The sequence below is a fragment of the Rhizobium sp. N621 genome, assembly GCF_001664325.1.
Classification (GTDB): domain Bacteria; phylum Pseudomonadota; class Alphaproteobacteria; order Rhizobiales; family Rhizobiaceae; genus Rhizobium; species Rhizobium esperanzae.
The window spans coordinates 1,341,408-1,359,494 of record NZ_CP013495.1 but is presented as its reverse complement, the minus strand read 5'-3'; the positions used below and the strand labels follow the sequence as shown (position 1 = coordinate 1,359,494).

Below are 18,087 nucleotides of genomic sequence, written 5' to 3'. Positions count from 1 at the left end.
CTCGATCTTCAATCCACTTGAATGTGTCACGCCGCTATGGCATCAACCGCCCTCCTTGATCCGGGCGTCCTTACGCCCTTGCGGAGCGCTGCTCCGTCTCCATCAACAATCGGCATGAAGAGGTGCGGGCATGGCTCAGGCGCTGGGTTTCGACTTCGGCACGACGAATACGGTTCTCGCCATGGCGGATGGCGGGGCAACGGGCTCGATGACGTTCACAAGCGCAGCCGGCACGGCCGACAGCATGCGGACGGCACTCTCCTTCATGAAGGACTCCCAGCTCGGCGCCTCGGCGCTGAAGGTGGAGGCGGGCCATGCGGCGATCCGGCAATTCATCGACAATCCCGGCGAATGCCGGTTCCTGCAGTCGATCAAGACCTTTGCGGCAAGCGCGCTGTTCCAGGGCACGCTGATCTTCGCCAAGCGGCACAATTTCGAGGACCTGATGGAGATCTTCGTGCGGCGCCTGCGCAACTATGCCGGCGACAGCTGGCCCTCGGATGTCAGCCGCATCGTCACCGGCCGTCCGGTGCATTTCGCCGGCGCCAGCCCCGATCCGGCGCTGGCGACCGAACGTTACAACGAGGCGCTGTCGCGCTTCGGCTTTCCCGAAATCCACTATGTCTACGAGCCGGTCGCCGCCGCCTTCTATTTCGCGCAGAATCTGAAGCAGGATGCGACGGTGCTGGTCGCCGATTTCGGTGGCGGCACGACCGACTATTCGCTGATCCGCTTCGAAACCGTCGCCGGCAGGCTGACGGCAACGCCGATCGGCCATTCCGGCGTCGGCGTCGCCGGCGATCATTTCGACTATCGGATGATCGACAACATCGTCGCTCCGCTAATCGGCAAGGGAAGCCATTTCAAGAGCTTCGACAAGATTCTCGAAGTGCCGTCCAACTACTATTCCAGCTTCGGTCGCTGGAACCAGCTGTCGATCTTCAAGACCACGCGGGAGTTCGAGGATTTGAAGAAACTGGTGCGCACCAGCCTGGAGCCGGAAAAGCTCGAAATCTTCATCGACCTCATCGACCATGACGAAGGCTATCCGCTCTACCAGGCGGTGTCGGCGACAAAGATGGCGCTCTCGGCTGCCGACGAGGCGCTTTTCGACTTCGCGCCGCTTGGCCGCGGCGGACAGCGCAGCATCAAGCGCCGCGACTTCGAAGGCTGGATCGCCGAGGATCTCGCCCGCATCGAAGGTGCGCTCGACGAGGTGCTCGTCAAGACCGAGACGAAGCCTGCCGACATCGACAAGGTGTTCCTGACCGGCGGCACCTCCTTCGTGCCGGCGGTGCGCCGCATCTTCACCGAGCGCTTCGAGCGCGGCCGGATCGAAAGCGGCGGCGAACTGCTGTCGATCGCCCATGGACTGGCGCTGATCGGCGAACGCGACGACATCACGCAATGGACTGTGCAATAAAGCCGGCAAGTGCGGCCAATGTGCCGCCCGCCCTTTCAATGCCACGATCTCTTCGCTAGATTTGCCGCATGATCTCCGCCAACGACCTTTCCCCCGCCGAGCTTGCAGCGCTTCTGCATTTCCATGCGGATGCCGGTGTGGAATGGCTGCTGGAAGAAGAGGCGGTCGACCGCTTCGCCGAATTCGAGGCGATAAAGGCCGCGCGCCGTCCGGCGCAGCAGGAACGGCCCATTGCTGAGGAACGTCCTCTCCCGGGGCAGCGCCAGACATCGCCTCGTCCGAGTGCAGCGGCGCGTCCGGCCCCGGCCTCCGGGCCGCAACCGGCGATCCCGGACGGCGAGGCCGTGCAGCAGGCGCGTTTTGTCGCCGAAGCCGCGCGGTCGCTCAGTGAGCTCAAGACCGCGATCGAGGCCTTCAACGGCTGCAATCTCAAGCACAGCGCCCGCTCGACGATCGTTGCCAGCGGCGACGCCGACAGCGGCATCATGGTGATCGGCTCGGCGCCGAGCGCCGAAGACGATCGTGAGGGCACGCCGTTCTCGGGAAAATCCGGCCAGCTGTTCGACAAGATGCTGGCGGCGATCGGACTTAGCCGTTCCAGCGTCCTGCTGACGCAAGTCATTCCCTGGCGGCCGCCCGGCAACCGCGCGGCGTCGCCGGCCGAAATGGATATCTGCCGACCCTTCATCGAGCGGCAGATTGCGCTCGCCGAGCCGCAGGCGATCCTGCTGCTCGGCAATTTCGCGGCGCGGTTCTTCTTCGGAGAAAACGATACGATTCACGGCCTGCGCGGCCGCTGGAGAGAAATTGCCGTCGCCGAGCGCGTCATCCCTGCCATTGCCAGCCTGCATCCTCAGGATCTGTTAACCGCACCTGTCAACAAACGGCTGGCCTGGAACGACCTGCTGGTCTTTCAAGCAAAGCTTAACTCGCTCGCTTTGCTTAGAAATTAGTCGAAGTGAATAATTCATCAAATAATCCATGCGTTTTCCGCATGGCTGCATCGCGTCATGATGCATTGCAGAATCGATGCTGCACTGCAATATAAAGGGGTGTCTTGGGAGGAATTACAGGAACCAAGGCCATGAACAAGCGATTTCGTCCTATCCATTGCGGGTTTGAAACCCTTCGCCTCGCCGGCGACCAGATTCGTTCCACCCAGGGCTATAGCCGTTTCGGCTTTGCCACGAACGAGCAGATGGTTGCCCGCGGCACCGGCATCAACGGCCGCACAGCGCGTCCGAACGCTATTTTTTCCGACTTCCAGCAATATTGAGTGGCGGGCACCACAGCCCCGTGCGTCTTTTCGGGGGGCGCACCGGCTTCGATTTAACGAAGCGTGCACTCCGTATCAGAGTAAGCCAACATGTCGACGATCCTGCTATCCATTCTTCGCAACATTGAAACCTTCGAGCATATCCGCGCCGCGGTCTGCGCCGCACGGGAGTATGAACGCGAGCGGGTAAGGCCTGTCGATGGCGTCTCCGATTTCGGCGCGAGTGCAGCGGCGATCGTTCTCTGATCAGACCGCCAATTCTTCGATCCGGGTTTTCGCCCATTCGAAGGCTTCGTCGACATAGGCGAACTTGACGGCCTGCCAGGCGCAATATTCCTCGACAAAATCCCGCGATATCCAGAGCCGCGTCTTGCGCGGCTCGTCATGCCAGCCGACGCAGCCGCGCTGCGCCGCCTTTGCCAAGAGCCGCTGCAGGTGCGTCCGCGACATCATGAAATCGGCGGCGAGCGCGCGGGTTTCGACGCGGCCGACGACAAACCTGTCGGACTCGGTGTTCTCGATATCCATCCGGCTGATGAAGTTGTCGACGACGAGGCCGCCGGCTTCCGTCCAGAGAAACTGTGCCACCTGCTCCGGCGGCTCCCGCCAGGCAGCATCTTCCAGGCAATGGCGGGCAATGCGCGGCTGAACGAGCTTCATCAATGCTGGATTTGCCTGGAAAAAGGTCGCCCTTTCGCCGCCGTCGAGAAGGTCGAGGGCGGCCAGATTGGCGTAGATCCAGCCGAACATCGCCTGGTGGCTGACACTGGCCGGTTCAAAATGTCGTGGCCGGCGCCGCTCGTCGCCAGGTGTGTGGGTGATGAAACGGTAGGTATAGAGTTCTTCGATGAAGGCGAGCACGGTGTTGCGGCTCGCCACCTTGTGTGCGGTGATGCGACCGGTCAGCCGAACGGCGGTGAAACCCGACGTCGGGTCGCGCGGATCAAATTCCAGGTGGAGGGCATAGGCGGTCTGAGTCAGGAGCCAGCGCTGATGCGAGGCGAGCAGTCGCGCCAAACGTGGACCGGCGTCGAACATGCCGCGCGTCTGCCCAGCCAGAAAGCGGATGCTCATCAGAAAGGAGCAGTTCCCCGCCAATTGCTCCGCCGTGAATGCCATTATGCTTTTCTCCACCTCCGCTCGCAGGCCAGCGTTCGGAGCAGTAATATCGAAGCCGCAAAGCGGCCTATCAGACATGCATAGTGTTGAATAAATGATAGTTTCTCATGTTCAACAATCATATTCCGCGGGTCGACGCCATCCCAAGAATTCGCCATTCCTTTCGCTCACCGGAAGCAAGCCTCGCACGGAGGCAATCTTCGCGTTAATGCCGGTCAGAGCGTCAGGCTTGCGGCGTCGTCGCCTTGCGCGCCTCGCGCTGTTCGATGCCCAGCTGATGCTCGCGATAGATGATGAAGATACCGGCGGCAACGACGATGACGGTACCGATCAGCATGGTGACGGTCGGCACGTCGCCGAACACGAAGTAGCCGACGATACCGCCGAGCAGGATCGAGGTATATTCGAACGGCGCGATGGTGGAGACATCGGCATGGCGATAGCTTTCCGTCAGCAGAATCTGGGCGACACCACCGCAAAAGCCGGCAGCGACCAGATAAAGCGCCGACGGCCATGGCAGGACGAGCCAGCCGAAAGGAAGGGAAGCCAGCGAGAAGGCCGACGCGGTGAGTGAAAAATACAGCACGATCGTCGCAGTCTTCTCCTCCTCGACGAGACGACGCACCTGGATCATCGCCATGCCGCCGAGAACGGCCGAGAGCAGCACGCAAAGTGCGCCGACTGCCTGTTCGGCTTCCATGCCACCGTCACGCAACAGCGTCAGTTTCGGCCAGGAGACGATAGCGACGCCGACGATGCCGACCAGAACGGCGCTCCAGCGATAGATGCGTACGGTCTCGCCGAGAAAAACCGCGGCGAAGATAACGGCGACGAGCGGCAAGGCGTAGCCGAGCGCGATCGCCTCCGGCAGCGGCAGATGCAGCAGGCCGTAAAAACCGAAAGCCATCGACAGGATGCCGATCGTGCCGCGCTTCAGGTGGCCGACCGGGTTGGCGGTGTGGAAGGCGGCGCGCAGCTGGCCGATATAGGCGAGGTAGGCCATGATCGGGAATAGCGCGAAGAAGGACCTGCAGAAGGTGACCTGGCCCGGCGGGATGTCCGGGCCGGCCAGCTTGATGAAGGTCTGCATGGCCAGGAAGACCACGACCGACGAGACTTTCAGCGCAATGCCTCTCATCGGGTTTCTGAGAACCGAGTGCATGATCCTGGCTCTGGTGCTGACTTAACAGGAACGGGGAGACGCGTCCGACTCGGGGACGCGGCGAGTGACGTCTGTCATCCTAGCTAAAGAAAATCCGAGATGGGCGAAAATTTATCACTTTTCGCATCCAATCCGACTGGTCAGGCGGGAGAGCGGCGCTGCGGCGCTCGATCCGATATAGCACCTTCGGCCGACAGCCACGTTCATCCGCTTCCAATAGATATTTTGCCTGCGAACTTCGCGTTTGCCGGCAATTTGCTTTAACTTTAGTTCAGACTTTAATGTAATCATGCCCGGCAATTTAGGCAGAGTGCGCCCGCCTCTGTATCCGCGGTTGTCAAATAACGGTCTTCAGGAAACACCATGCGAACAGATACCGGCCAGGTCATTCATCTGGCAGATTACCGTCCCACCGACTTCGTGCTGGAACGCGTGGACCTGACATTCGAACTTGATCCGACGGAGACGAAGGTCGAAGCGCGGCTCATCTTTCATCGTCGTCCGGGCGCCGACATTACCGCGCCGATCGTGCTCGACGGCGACGAGCTGACGCTGGCGGGGCTGCTGTTCGACCAGGTCGAGCTTGACCCTTCACGTTATGACGCGACGCCGGAAAGCCTGACAGTGCGCGACCTGCCGGAGAGCGCTCCCTTCGAGCTGACGATCACCACGATCATCAATCCTGAAGCCAATACCCAGCTGATGGGCCTTTACCGCACCGGCGGCATCTACTGCACCCAGTGCGAGGCGGAAGGCTTCCGCCGCATCACCTATTTCCCCGACCGGCCGGACGTGCTGGCGCCGTTCACGGTCAACATCATCGCCGACAAGGACGCCAACCCGCTGCTGCTGTCGAACGGCAACTTCCTCGGCGGCGCCGGCTATGGCCCCGGCAAGCATTTCGCCGCCTGGTTCGACCCGCATCCGAAGCCCAGCTATCTCTTCGCCCTCGTGGCCGGCGATCTCGGCGTCGTCGAAGACACCTTCACTACCATGTCCGGTCGCGAAGTGGTGCTGAAGATCTATGTCGAACACGGCAAGGAGACCCGCGCAGCCTATGCGATGGATGCGCTGAAGCGCTCGATGAAGTGGGACGAAGAGCGGTTCGGGCGCGAATATGATCTCGACATCTTCATGATCGTCGCCGTCTCCGACTTCAACATGGGCGCGATGGAGAACAAGGGTCTCAACGTCTTCAATGACAGATATGTCCTTGCCGATCCCGAGACCGCGACCGATGCCGACTACGCCAATATCGAAGCGGTCATCGCGCATGAATATTTCCACAATTGGACCGGCAACCGCATCACCTGCCGCGACTGGTTCCAGCTGTGCCTCAAGGAAGGCCTGACGGTCTATCGCGACCAGGAATTTTCCTCCGATCAGCGCTCGCGCCCGGTCAAGCGCATCGCCGATGTGCGCCACCTGAAATCCGAGCAGTTTCCGGAGGATGGCGGCCCTCTGGCCCATCCGGTGCGGCCGACGACATATCGCGAGATCAACAATTTCTACACGCGGACTGTCTACGAGAAGGGCAGCGAAGTCACGCGCATGATCGCGACGCTCGTCGGCAAAGACGGTTTCAAGAAGGGCATGGACCTCTATTTCGACCGGCACGACGGCCAGGCGGTGACGATCGAGGATTTCGTCAAATGCTTCGAGGATGCAAGCGGGCGCGACCTCACGCAATTCTCGCTCTGGTATCATCAGGCCGGCACGCCGCTGGTCACCGCATCGGGCGGTTATGATCCGGCAGCCGGCACCTTCACCCTGTCGCTCGAACAGATGATCCCGGCAACACCCGGCCAGTCGAGCAAGGAACCGATGCATATTCCGCTCAGCCTCGCGCTCTTCGGCGAAAATGGCGGCAAGATCGAGCCGAGCGCGGTCAGCGGCGCGGAATATTCCGGCGAGGTGCTGCACCTGACCAGCCGCGCACAGACGGCGGTATTCCACGGCGTCGGCTCACGCCCGGTCGTCTCGATCAACCGCAGCTTCTCGGCGCCGATCAACCTGCATTTCGATCAGAGCCCGGCCGATCTTGCTCGCCTCGCCCGTTACGAGACGGATCACTTCTCCCGCTGGCAGGCGCTGACCGATTTGGCGCTGCCGAACCTTCTCAAAGCCGCCCGTGACGCGCGTGAGGGCAAGCCGGTTGCCTGCGAGGCGACCTTCGTCGAGACCCTGGTGGCGGCTGCCGCCGACGAGAGCCTCGAGCCTGCCTTTCGCGCCCAGGCGCTGGCTCTGCCAAGCGAATCCGATATTGCCCGCGAACTCGGCGGCAATAACGATCCCGACGCCATCCATACCGGCCGGCAGGCGATTCTGAAACAAATTGCCGATGCCGGAAAGAGTATCTTTGCCGGCCTCTACGCATCGATGACGACATCAGGCGATTTCAGCCCGGATGCCAAAAGCGCCGGCTTGCGCGCGCTGCGCAATAGCGCCCTCACCTACCTCTCCTATGCCGAGCAGACACCGGTTCGCGCCAAGGCCGCCTTCGATGCGGCCAACAATATGACCGATCTCAGCCATGCGCTGACGCTTCTCGTCCATCATTTCCCCGAGAGTGCAGAGACGGGTCAGGCGCTGGCCGCCTTCCGCGACCGCTTTGCGGAAAACGCGCTCGTCATCGACAAATGGTTCTCCATTCAGGCCGGCATTCCAGGCGCCAAAACCCTGGAGCGGGTGCGCGCCCTCATGGAGAATTCGCTCTTCAGGCGGACCAATCCGAACAGAATGCGGGCGCTGGTCGGCACCTTCGCCTTTGCCAATCCGACCGGTTTCGGCCGTGCCGACGGCGAAGGCTATCATTTTCTCGCGGGCGAGATTCTCGAAATCGACGAGCGCAACCCGCAGCTTGCCGCCCGCATTCTGACCTCGATGCGCTCCTGGCGCTCGCTGGAGCCGACGCGCGCCGATCACGCCCGCGCCGCATTGAGCAGGATCGAACAGGCGCCCAACCTTTCCACTGACGTCCGCGACATCGTCGAGCGCACGCTTAAAGGGTAATTTGCCGAACCGGCCGCCGCGCAGGACGTGGCGGCCGGCCCGCCCGTGATTCGAATCGCGCAAAAAATACAGAAATATAAATAGTTAACGGATTTTTACCTTTGCCTCTGGACAAGGCGAATCACCCATGATTCTCTAGGTCAGGTTCGGGCGAGCGGCGCGCGAATCACACGAGGGACAAGGCGAAGAGATGATGGACGTGCGACGGGCAACCGTGGCCGGAGGACGGCTGCGTGTCGATTTTGACGGGCTGAAAGCTTGGCGAAACAGCCTTTCCGGTCATGCGGCATCGGAACCGCTCCTTCGTCATCTGCCGAAGGCGGAACTCGTCTTGAAGCGCACCATTCCGGCGCTGATCATCGCCTTCCTCTCCGTCGTCGCCGCCTCGCATTTCTTCGGCATGGCGAGCGAGTATGCCCGACTTGAGGCTTCCGCCCGCCATGCCACCGCGCTCTCGGCGGCCACTGCCTCGGCCGTGTTTGCCGATGCGGCCCAGATCTTCGACAGTGGCGATGTCGGCCAGGCGCAGACCCGCCTCACCAAGTACCTGCCGCAGGACCGGCTGGACAGCGGTGCTTTCGTGCTGCTGGTCCAGGCCAGCGGCAAGGTTTTTGCCGCAACGACCGCCGGGCTCTCGCATGTCGGCAGCAATGTCGGCGATTTCTTCCCGGAGGTCTCGGCGATCCGGCGTTTCGGCGATCGTGCCGGCGTCATCGAAACCACGATCGGCGGCGTGCCGCACTATGCCGAGATCACCTTGATGGGCAATGCCGGCGGCTATATCGTCGCCGCCACCTCGCTTGAGGAGATCAGTCAGGTCTGGCGTGAGGAGCTGGCGCTCAACGTCACGCTGTTTGCCGGCATATCCTCGATCCTGCTCGTCATCCTCTACGCCTATTACACCCAGGTGAAACGCGCCCGCGACGCCGACGATATCTTCCTGGAGTCGAACCTGCGCGTCGAGACGGCGCTGTCGCGCGGCCGTTGCGGCCTCTGGGATTTCGATTTCGAGAACCGCGAATTCTTCTGGTCGCGCTCGATGTACGACATGCTCGGCCTGCCGGGTTCGGACAAGACACTGGGGTTCGGCGAGGCCGCGCGACTGATGCATCCGGATGACGGCGGTCTCTACGAAATCGCGCGCGCCATCGCCAACGGCCATTCCGGCCAGGTCGACCAGATCTTCCGCATGCGCCATGCCGGCGGCCACTATGTCTGGATGCGCGCCCGCGCCCAGGTGATCCGCAGCAATTCCGGCCGCATGCACCTGATCGGCATCGCCATGGACGTGACCGAACAGCATCGCCTCGCCCAGCGCTATGCCGAAGCCGACCAGCGGCTCGCCGACGCCATCGAATGCACCTCCGAAGCCTTCGTACTCTGGGACAAGAACGACCGGCTCGTCATGTGCAACACGCATTTCCAGGAAGCCTACGGCCTGCCGGACAACGTGCTGGTGCCCGGCACCGAACGCTCGATCGTCAATGCCGCCGCCGCCCGCCCGGTCATCGAGCGGCGGGTCGCCGATGCCGACGGCTCGGGGCGCACGACGGAGGTGCAGCTTGCCGACGAGCGCTGGCTGCAGATCAATGAACGGCGCACGCGCGATGGCGGCCGCGTTTCGGTCGGCACCGATATCACGCTGATGAAACGTCATCAGGAGCGGCTGCGGGAATCCGAACGCCGGCTGATGGCGACGATCGGCGATCTCTCCGCCTCGCGTCAGACGCTGGAGCTGCAGAAGGCCGAGCTTTCGACGGCGAACGCCAACTATCAGGCGGAGAAGGAGCGCGCCGAAGCCGCCAACAAGGCAAAGTCGGAATTCCTCGCTAACATGTCGCATGAGCTGCGCACCCCGCTCAATGCCATCCTCGGTTTCTCCGAGATCCTGCAGAACCAGATGTTCGGGCCGCTCGGCTCGCTGAAATACGACGAATATGCCCGCGATATCCATGATAGCGGCAAACATCTGCTCAACGTCATCAGTGACATTCTAGACATGTCGAAGATCGAGGCCGGCCACCTGAAGCTGCACCGCGAGCGCATCGACCTCGTGCCGCTGATCGAGGAAAGCCTGCGTTTCACCGCCATTCCGGCCGCCGAAAAGAACATCGTCATCGAACAGCGCATCTCGTCGGGCCTGACGCTGACGGCCGACCGCCGGGCGATGAAACAGGTACTGCTCAACCTGCTCTCCAATGCGGTGAAATTCACCGACAATGGCGGCCGCATCGCGGTGCGCACGCGCCGCGTCGACGGCGCCGTCTTCGTCACCATCGCCGACACCGGCATCGGCATTCCCCGCTCGGCGCTCTCGAAAATCGGCCAGCCGTTCGAACAGGTGCAGAGCCAGTACGCCAAGAGCAAGGGCGGCTCCGGCCTCGGACTTGCCATCTCGCGCTCGCTGACCTCGCTGCATGGCGGCCGCATGAAGATCCGCTCCCGCGAGGCGGTGGGCACGGTAATCTCGCTGCGCATTCCGGATGATGTCTAAGCTTTCACGGTATTGACGAATATCTTTCTCACCGCCTTCGAAAGCCGCTTCACCTCTCCTTCCAGGGTCCTGATGTCAGGGCAGTCGCCGGCACGGCAGACGAGCTCGATGAGGCCGGCCGGCGCATCGTTCGGGTCAAACTCGCTCTCGATGCAGAGCCGGATCAGCTGCGAAAGACTGGTGTAGAGCGCAAAGGCTTCGAGGCAGATGTCGAGGTCGGCCGCCGACATCAGTCGGTCGCCGAGCAGCTTAAGAGCCTCACCGGTGCTCTTGCCGTTCACGGCAATGCCGACGTCCCTCGTTGGCGCGATCAACGCCAGATATTGGGCAATGAATTCGAGATCGATGACGCCGCCGGGGATCTGCTTCAAGTCCCATAGACTGGATGGCGGCTTTTCCTTGTCGATCAGTTCGCGCATCTCGGCAACATCATGCGCCACCTTGGCGATGTCGCGATCTGAAGTCAGCACCTCGCGGATAATATGCTCCGCCTCGGCGATCAGGCTTTCATCGCCCGAAATCAACCGGGCGCGGCTGAGCGCCATGTGCTCCCAGGTCCAGGCCTCCTCGCGCTGGTACTTGCCGAAGGCATTGATGCGGGTGGCGACCGGGCCCTTGTTGCCGGAGGGGCGCAGCCGCATGTCGACCTCATAAAGCACGCCCTCGGCGGTCGGCGCAGACAAGGCGGCGATCAGTCGCTGGGTGATACGGGTGAAATAACGCGTCGCATCGAGCGGCTTCGGCCCATCGGATTCGGAAGCCGCGTCGTCATAATCATAGAGCAGGATCAGATCGATGTCGGAACCTGCCGTCAGCTCGAAGCTGCCGAGCTTGCCCATGCCTGAGATGGCGATGCGACCACCGGGATAATCGCCGTGTGCGGCCCGCATCTCGCTCGTCACGGCATCGAGTGCGGCTGCGATGATGAGATCGGCGAGATGGGTGAAGGCGCGGGCGGCCATTGCGCCATCGATTGCGCCGGTGAGCAGGCGGATGCCGATCAGGAAGCGCTGCTCGGCAGCAAAGATGCGCAGCCGGTCGAGCACTTCCTCATAATGGCGCGCCTGAGCAAGCGAGCCCTTCAGGCGCTCGCCGAGATAGTCGCGCGTCGGCAGCTCGGCCATCAGGCCGGGGTCGAGCATGCCGTCGAAGACATGCGGCCTGGCGGCGATCACCTCGGCAAGCCGGGGTGCGGAGGACATGATGTTGACGATCAGCGACAGGAGCGCCGGATTGCTGCCGAGCAGCGAGAAGAGCTGGATGCCGGCGGGAAGGCCGGAGATGAAGCTGTCGAAGCGCAGCAGCGCCTCATCGGCGCGCTTGCTTTCGCCGAAGACACGCAGCAACTCGGGCGTCAGCTCCGTCAGCCTTTCGCGCGCCTCTACCGATTGCGTCGCGCGATAGCGGCCATAGTGCCAGGTGCGGATGATGCGGGAAATGTCGGATGGCCTGGTGAAGCCAAGCTTCTTCAGCGTCTCCAGCGTGTCCGGGTCGTCGCCCTGGCCGGTGAAGACGAGGTTTCCGGTTTCAGTGGAAAGCCTGGTCTCCTGTTCGAAAAGACGGGCATACCGCCGCTCCACCGTCTTCAGTACGCCGACCAGCCTTTCGGAAAAGCTCGGCGTGTCGGAAAAGCCCATCATGAAGGCAATGCGCTTCAGGTCGGCATCGGTCTCCGGCAGGAGGTGAGTCTGCTCGTCGCGCACCATCTGGATGCGATGTTCGACATCACGCAGGAACCAATAGGCCTCCGTCAGTTCGTCCCGCGTCTGCGCATCGATCCATTTCGCCTTGGTGAGTTCGCCGAGCGTCTCCTCCGTCGCCCGGCCGCGCAGCGCCGGCATGCGGCCGCCGGCGATCAGCTGCTGCGTCTGGACGAAGAATTCGATCTCGCGGATGCCGCCGCGGCCGAGCTTGACATTATGGCCCTTGACCGCGATCGCACCATGGCCCTTGTGCGCGTGGATCTGCCGCTTGATCGAGTGGATATCGGCGATTGCCGCGTAATCGAGATATTTGCGGAAGACGAAAGGGCCGAGCCCGCGCAGGAACTCGCCGCCGGCCGCAAGGTCTCCGGCCACGGCGCGCGCCTTGATGAATGCCGCCCGCTCCCAGTTCTGGCCCCTGCCCTCATAATAGATCATCGCCGCGTCAACCGGGATCGCCAGCGGCGTCGAGCCGGGATCGGGACGCAATCTGAGATCGGTGCGGAAGACGTAACCATCCGCGGTGCGCTCCTGCAGGATGCGCACCAGCCGGCGCATCAGCCTGGGGAAAATCTCGATCGCATCATCCGGGTCGGGCACGATGCCGGCCTCTTCGTCGAAGAAGACGACGAGATCGATATCGGAGGAATAGTTGAGTTCGGACGCGCCGAGCTTGCCCATGCCGAGCACGATCAGGCCCGAGCCCTCGCTTGGCTGCGCCGGATCGCGCAGCCTGAGCTTCCCACCCTCATGCGCCGAAAGCAGCAGATGGTCGATCGCGGCCGCAACCGACGCTTCGGCAAGCCGGCTGAGCCAGGCCGTCGTCGCACGTCCGTCCAAGATGCGCGAGAGATCGGCAACGGCAACGAGGAAAGCAGCCTTGCGCTTGATGATGCGCAGCCTGCTCATCACCACAGATTCCGCGGGTGCGGCGCCCTCGCCGTCCGGCCGCCAACAGCCGCGCGCCTCGGCGATCAGCGCCTCGATCTGCGGCTCCAGCGGTTCATTGATGGCGCCAGCGAGGATGGCGGGATCGAGACTGACGATTTCGCGCAGGTAGGGCGACAGCGACAGCACGGCGGCGATGAAATCGCGCAGCCGCCCTCCCGTCTTCAGCATCGCCGCGACTGACGGCTCGCTTTTGCCGGCCTCCTGAAGATCGGCCAGCGCCAGCTTCAGCTCCGTCTGGCTCAGCGGACGCAGCAACCCTTCGGCGACATCCTTCAGGCCATGCGTCGATTTCGTCAGCATGCGCTCTCCCTGGCTCTGCAAAAGAAGTGACGATTACCCGGAATCGCGCTCGCCGCCTCCGTTCCGAATTAACTTAGGGCCTAGGCGGAAAACCGCCAATACGCGATTCAGCCTATCGCAATTCGGACAAGACCTTCAGGCAGCCTTGGCCGGGAAGATCATGCTGACGGTCAGTCCGCGCTGCTCGGGCTTGTCGGGATTGGTGTCGGAGAGCTCCAGTCGGCCGTTATGCAGTTCCATCACTGCTTCGACCAGCGAGAGTCCAAGCCCGGTGCCCGGCTTCGAACGGCTTTCATCGAGGCGAACGAAGCGCTTCACCACATCGTCGCGCCTGTCGGCCGGAATGCCGCGGCCATGGTCGGCCACCGACAGGCAGATGCCGTCCGGATGGCGGGCAAGCTTGAGCGACACCTCGCCCGCCCCTTCCGTATCGGAGGAATATTTGATCGCATTGTCGAGCAGGTTGAAGATCGCCTGGCCGATCAGCTCGCGATTGCCCTGCACCTCGATGCCAGGCTCGACGCTGGCACTGAGACCGAGACCGGCTTCTTCAGCCGCCGGTTCGTAAAGCTCGGCGCTGTCGGAAACGATTGCCGAAAGCTCGACCGGCGACATCTCCGCCGCGACCGATCCGGCCTCAACGCGGGAGATCATCAACAGGGCGTTGAAGGTGCGGATCAGCTGATCCGATTCGGAAATGATGCCTTCGAGCGCCGTTCGTCGCGTTTCGCCATCGGCCATATCGAGGGCGTCGGCGGCCTTGTTGCGCAGCCGCGTCAGCGGGGTCTTGAGATCGTGGGCGATGTTATCGGAGACCTGCCGCAGGCCTTCATTGAGCTTCTCTATGCGTTCCAGCATGGTGTTCAGCGACATAGACAGCCGATCGAATTCATCGCCGGATCCGCCGACCGGCAGGCGCTGCGACAGATCGCCCGCCATGATCTTCTTGCTCGCATCCGACATGCGGTCGATGCGTTTGAGCGCGTTGCGGCCGATGCCGAACCAGATGATGATCGCGCCGAGCCCCATGATCGCCAAAGCCACCATCAGCGCCTGGCGCACCAGCAGGCGGAAACGCTCGGGATCGCCGAGGTCTCGGCCGACCAGAATTCTCAAGCCGTTGTCGAGCACGAAAATGTTGGCGATCGCCTTGTGCCGGCGCTCGACACCACCACCGTCTGTATAACGCTGATAGGCGAAGGGAGCCGAGGTCCAGCCGACCTCCTCGAAGACACCAGGCTGCACCGAGGCGACATTGCCGGCGAGAATATCCCCCGAGGGACCGGCGATGATGTAGAGATTGGCGCCCGGCTGGCGGGCACGCCGCTCCATCGTGCGCAGCAGAAGGTTCATGCCGCCGGTGTCATAGGCGCGCTGCACCTGCTCCACCTCCTGCCGGACGGCGTCGCGGATCTGGCCGGTCAGCAGCCGTTCCGACATCGCCGTCACATAGAAGACGAGGGTCGCGGCGCAGATGGCGAATAGCAGGATGTAGAGTGCCGAAAGGCGGACTGCGGTGGACTTGAAGAGAACCCTGAAGCGGCTCATCCCTCGTCCTTGATCATGTACCCCGCGCCCCGAATGGTTTTCAGGAGCGGTTGGCTGAAGTCCTTCTCGATCTTCGAGCGCAAGCGCGAGACATGGACGTCGATGACGTTTGTCTGCGGGTCGAAGTGGTAGTCCCAGACGTTTTCGAGCAGCATGGTGCGGGTCACCACCTGGCCGGCATTCTTCATCAGATATTCAAGCAGGCGGAACTCGCGCGGCTGCAGCGGGATTTCCTTGCCGCCGCGGCGCACCTCGTGGGAGAGTCGGTCGAGTTCAAGATCGCCGACGCGATAGACGACGTCCTGTTCCGGCGTGCCCTTGCGCCGGCCGAGCACTTCGACGCGCGCCAGCAGCTCACTGAAGGCGTAAGGCTTCGGCAGGTAATCGTCGCCGCCGGCACGAAGGCCGGTCACGCGGTCATCGACCTGGCCGAGCGCCGAGAGGATGAGGACCGGCGTGTGGATGCCCTTGCGGCGCAACTCGCTGATGACGGAAAGTCCGTCCCGGCGCGGCAGCATGCGGTCTATGACGATGACGTCATAGGTGTTCTCCGACCCCATGAACAGGCCGGCCTCGCCGTCGCTGGCGTGATCGGCGACGATGCCCGCCTCGCGAAAGGCTTTCGTGAGGTAGGCCGCGGCTTCGAGATCATCTTCGATGATGAGAATCTTCATGCGGCCGACATTACCCACCGGCTGCGTTTCGGCAAGGCTCAAAGCATCTTGCTGCGGGGCGGCGCTCATCGCGATCATCCTTGAAAGGTCAGAAGAAATGAGCCGCGCGGACCTCGGTCCGCACGGCTCCTGCTTTCTTTGCGGATCAGCCCTGGCCGTTGATCGGAAGCGCGACGAAACGGCTTCCTTCGCTGGACTGGATCTGGAACAGCGCGCGGGTGCGGCCGTCCTTCTTGGCCTGGTTCAACACCTTGACGACATCGGCGGCGGTGGAGACCTCCTGGTTGTTGACCGAGGTGATCTTTTCGCCTTCCTTGATACCCTTGTCGGCGGCATCGGAGTCGGGATCGATGCCAGTGATCGCCAAGCCCTTGCCGTCATCAGAAGGACCGACAGTCAGACCGAGATCGGCAAGGGCCTTCTCGGAAGCCGGTGCCTCAGGCTGCTGCGGCTGATTGTTGTTGTCATCGGCATTGGCATCCTTCTGATCGGCCGGCAGCGTGCCGAGTTCGACCGTGAGCGACTGGGCCTTGCCGGCGCGCCACACCGAAAGCTCGGCCTTGCTGCCCGGCTGCATCGCACCGATGCGGCGGCTGAGATCACGGGCATCCTTAATCGTTTCGCCATTCAGCGCCGTGACAACGTCACCGGCCTTCATGCCGGCCTTGTCACCCGGCGATCCGGGCTGCGGGGCGACAACGAGAGCGCCGCTCGGCTCGGAAAGGCCGATAGATTCGGCGATATCCTTGGTCACCGGCTGGATCTGGACGCCCAGCCAGCCGCGCGACACCTGGCCATCCTTCATCAGGTCGGCGACGACATCCTTGGCGGTCGAGGCCGGAATGGCGAAGGCGATGCCGACGCTGCCGCCCGAGGGCGAGAAAATCGCGGTATTGATACCGACGACTTCGCCGTTGAGGTTGAAGGTCGGACCGCCGGAGTTGCCGCGGTTCACGGCCGCGTCCACCTGCAGGTAATCGTCATAGGGACCGGAACCGATATCGCGGCCGCGGGCCGAGATGATGCCGGCGGTGACGGTGCCGCCGAGGCCGAAGGGGTTGCCAACGGCGACGACCCAGTCGCCGACGCGGACATTGTTGTCGTCGGCCCAGTTGACATAGGTGAACTTCTTGCCCTTGCCGTCGACTTTGAGGACGGCGAGATCGGTGCGCGGATCCTTGCCGATCAGCTTGGCATCGAGTTCGGTGCCGTCATTCATGACCGCGACGAAAGCCTGGCCATCCGAAACCACGTGGTTGTTGGTGACGATGTAGCCGTCCTCGGAGATGAAGAAGCCGGAACCTTGAGCGACCGGCCGCAGACGTCCTTTACCGCCCGGACCGTTCGGGCCGCCCGGACCACCGGGGCCGTTCTGGCCGAAGCGGCGCTGGTGGCCCTGCTGGTCGTTCGGATCCTGGCCAAACTGCTTGAAGAAGCGCTTCAGCGGGTGATCGTCGGGCAGATCGTCGAAGCCGCGGCCATTGAAATCGAAGGAGAAGCCGTCATTGTTGTCGGCAACGGGATTGACGCGGTTTTCAACGCGAACGGAAACAACGGCGGGCGAAACGGCATCGACGACATTGGCGAAGCTCGGGACGGCGGGGGCCTGAACCTTGACCGCTTCAGCGTAGGCCCGGGTAATTTCGAGCGGAACGCCGGTTGCGAGCACAGCGGCTGCGATACCGGCGACGGTAGAAGCCTTGAGCACAGTGGCGAGGGACGGACGTCCGTTGAAATTCTGCAGCATTGGAGCACCTTCTCTTGTTCTTGGATCTTCAGACCGGCGACGCCGGATCAGTCGATGACTTAAGATATAGGATGGCGCACCTTACTGCGAACTGTCCGGTCAATGAAAAGTTCGTAATGTTTGTGATGTTTCTGACGGTCGGACGCGCGCGGCCATGTCTCAGGCCCGCTCAGAGCATGCGGAAATAGTGTCGCTACCGCCTCGTCCGAGCGCTATTTCTTTAGAAGTTCGCGCAGCTGCGCCTGTTCTTCCGGCGTCAGCTTGCTGCCCGTCGGCTTGCCGGCCCTCCGACGCGCAAAGACCAGCAGTGACAGCCCCCCGGCGAGCACCAGCAGCGCCGGCGTTCCCCACAGCAATACCGTCTTCAAGCTGAACTGCGGTTTCAGCAGGACGAATTCGCCGTAGCGCGAGACGATGTAGTTGAGTACAGCCTCATCGCTGTCGCCGTTGCTGATGCGCTCACGCACAAGCAAGCGGAGATCCTTGGCGAGCTCGGCATTGGAATCGTCAATCGACTGATTCTGGCAGACCATGCAGCGCAGTTCGGCCGACAGGGCGCGGGCCCGCGCCTCCAGCACCGGATCGGCCAGCACCTCATCGGGATTGACAGCGAAGGCGGAGACGGGCGCGAAGAGGATGAAGAGAATGACGAGAAGCCGGGAGAGAAGCGGCATTCCC

13 protein-coding genes are annotated in these 18,087 nt (G+C 62.5%); 6 read left to right on the top strand and 7 right to left on the bottom strand.

What is annotated here, in order from left to right; translation table 11 throughout:
- Positions 1–130 precede the first annotated feature (130 nt).
- The 4 genes from AMK00_RS06660 to AMK00_RS32455 all read left to right on the top strand — a co-directional run bounded on the left by AMK00_RS06660 (position 131) and on the right by AMK00_RS32455 (position 2,945).
- Entirely contained in the window at positions 131–1,423 is a 1,293-nt protein-coding gene (locus tag AMK00_RS06660; RefSeq protein ID WP_064809950.1) for an Hsp70 family protein, read from the top strand.
- 68 nt (positions 1,424–1,491) lie between these two features.
- Positions 1,492–2,376 carry a uracil-DNA glycosylase gene (locus AMK00_RS06655; protein ID WP_064809949.1) on the top strand — a complete coding sequence of 295 codons (885 nt, stop codon included), beginning with the start codon at positions 1,492–1,494 and terminating at the stop codon, positions 2,374–2,376.
- A gap of 131 nt (positions 2,377–2,507) precedes the next feature.
- Positions 2,508–2,699: a hypothetical protein gene (locus tag AMK00_RS06650; protein ID WP_064809948.1), complete on the top strand. Its 192-nt coding sequence runs from the start codon at positions 2,508–2,510 to the stop codon at positions 2,697–2,699.
- A gap of 90 nt (positions 2,700–2,789) precedes the next feature.
- Positions 2,790–2,945, top strand: a complete 156-nt coding sequence (locus AMK00_RS32455; RefSeq protein WP_167377185.1) for a hypothetical protein — start codon at positions 2,790–2,792, stop codon at positions 2,943–2,945.
- Here AMK00_RS32455 and AMK00_RS06645 read toward each other — a convergent pair whose 3' ends face one another.
- A complete protein-coding gene (locus tag AMK00_RS06645; RefSeq protein WP_064801380.1) occupies positions 2,946–3,818 on the bottom strand; it encodes a hypothetical protein in 873 nt (290 codons plus the stop codon).
- 223 nt (positions 3,819–4,041) lie between these two features.
- The gene (locus AMK00_RS06640; protein ID WP_064809947.1) at positions 4,042–4,980 is read right to left on the bottom strand and encodes a DMT family transporter; all 939 of its coding nucleotides are present in this window, start codon (positions 4,978–4,980) and stop codon (positions 4,042–4,044) included.
- 363 nt (positions 4,981–5,343) lie between these two features.
- Between AMK00_RS06640 and pepN the strand changes: the two genes are divergently transcribed.
- A complete protein-coding gene (gene pepN, locus AMK00_RS06635; RefSeq protein WP_064809946.1) occupies positions 5,344–7,992 on the top strand; it encodes an aminopeptidase N in 2,649 nt (882 codons plus the stop codon).
- 190 nt (positions 7,993–8,182) lie between these two features.
- Positions 8,183–10,486: a PAS domain-containing sensor histidine kinase gene (locus AMK00_RS06630; protein ID WP_064809945.1), complete on the top strand. Its 2,304-nt coding sequence runs from the start codon at positions 8,183–8,185 to the stop codon at positions 10,484–10,486.
- Here AMK00_RS06630 and AMK00_RS06625 read toward each other — a convergent pair.
- The 5 genes from AMK00_RS06625 to AMK00_RS06600 all read right to left on the bottom strand — a co-directional run bounded on the left by AMK00_RS06625 (position 10,483) and on the right by AMK00_RS06600 (position 18,083).
- Entirely contained in the window at positions 10,483–13,440 is a 2,958-nt protein-coding gene (locus AMK00_RS06625) for a bifunctional [glutamine synthetase] adenylyltransferase/[glutamine synthetase]-adenylyl-L-tyrosine phosphorylase (protein WP_064809944.1), read from the bottom strand. The genes AMK00_RS06630 and AMK00_RS06625 overlap by 4 nt on opposite strands.
- A gap of 135 nt (positions 13,441–13,575) precedes the next feature.
- Positions 13,576–14,988: a sensor histidine kinase gene (locus tag AMK00_RS06620; RefSeq protein ID WP_064801365.1), complete on the bottom strand. Its 1,413-nt coding sequence runs from the start codon at positions 14,986–14,988 to the stop codon at positions 13,576–13,578.
- On the bottom strand, positions 14,985–15,740 hold the full coding sequence (locus AMK00_RS06615; RefSeq protein WP_405047712.1) for a response regulator transcription factor: 756 nt from the start codon (positions 15,738–15,740) through the stop codon (positions 14,985–14,987). Before AMK00_RS06615 ends, AMK00_RS06620 begins: the two co-directional genes overlap by 4 nt.
- A gap of 67 nt (positions 15,741–15,807) precedes the next feature.
- Positions 15,808–17,409, bottom strand: coding sequence for a Do family serine endopeptidase (locus tag AMK00_RS06610; protein ID WP_064809943.1), 1,602 nt, complete (start codon positions 17,407–17,409; stop codon positions 15,808–15,810).
- A gap of 212 nt (positions 17,410–17,621) precedes the next feature.
- Positions 17,622–18,083, bottom strand: a complete 462-nt coding sequence (locus AMK00_RS06600; protein ID WP_064809942.1) for a cytochrome c-type biogenesis protein — start codon at positions 18,081–18,083, stop codon at positions 17,622–17,624.
- Positions 18,084–18,087: the final 4 nt, after the last annotated feature.

Coding starts and splice junctions, on each gene's coding strand:
- AMK00_RS06660 (WP_064809950.1), top strand. CDS start 131: ATGGCTCAGGCGCTGGGTTTCGACTTCGGCACGACGAATACGGTTCTC.
- AMK00_RS06655 (WP_064809949.1), top strand. CDS start 1,492: ATGATCTCCGCCAACGACCTTTCCCCCGCCGAGCTTGCAGCGCTTCTG.
- AMK00_RS06650 (WP_064809948.1), top strand. CDS start 2,508: ATGAACAAGCGATTTCGTCCTATCCATTGCGGGTTTGAAACCCTTCGC.
- AMK00_RS32455 (WP_167377185.1), top strand. CDS start 2,790: ATGTCGACGATCCTGCTATCCATTCTTCGCAACATTGAAACCTTCGAG.
- AMK00_RS06645 (WP_064801380.1), bottom strand. CDS start 3,818: ATGGCATTCACGGCGGAGCAATTGGCGGGGAACTGCTCCTTTCTGATG.
- AMK00_RS06640 (WP_064809947.1), bottom strand. CDS start 4,980: ATGCACTCGGTTCTCAGAAACCCGATGAGAGGCATTGCGCTGAAAGTC.
- pepN (WP_064809946.1), top strand. CDS start 5,344: ATGCGAACAGATACCGGCCAGGTCATTCATCTGGCAGATTACCGTCCC.
- AMK00_RS06630 (WP_064809945.1), top strand. CDS start 8,183: ATGATGGACGTGCGACGGGCAACCGTGGCCGGAGGACGGCTGCGTGTC.
- AMK00_RS06625 (WP_064809944.1), bottom strand. CDS start 13,440: ATGCTGACGAAATCGACGCATGGCCTGAAGGATGTCGCCGAAGGGTTG.
- AMK00_RS06620 (WP_064801365.1), bottom strand. CDS start 14,988: ATGAGCCGCTTCAGGGTTCTCTTCAAGTCCACCGCAGTCCGCCTTTCG.
- AMK00_RS06615 (WP_405047712.1), bottom strand. CDS start 15,740: ATGATCGCGATGAGCGCCGCCCCGCAGCAAGATGCTTTGAGCCTTGCC.
- AMK00_RS06610 (WP_064809943.1), bottom strand. CDS start 17,409: ATGCTGCAGAATTTCAACGGACGTCCGTCCCTCGCCACTGTGCTCAAG.
- AMK00_RS06600 (WP_064809942.1), bottom strand. CDS start 18,083: ATGCCGCTTCTCTCCCGGCTTCTCGTCATTCTCTTCATCCTCTTCGCG.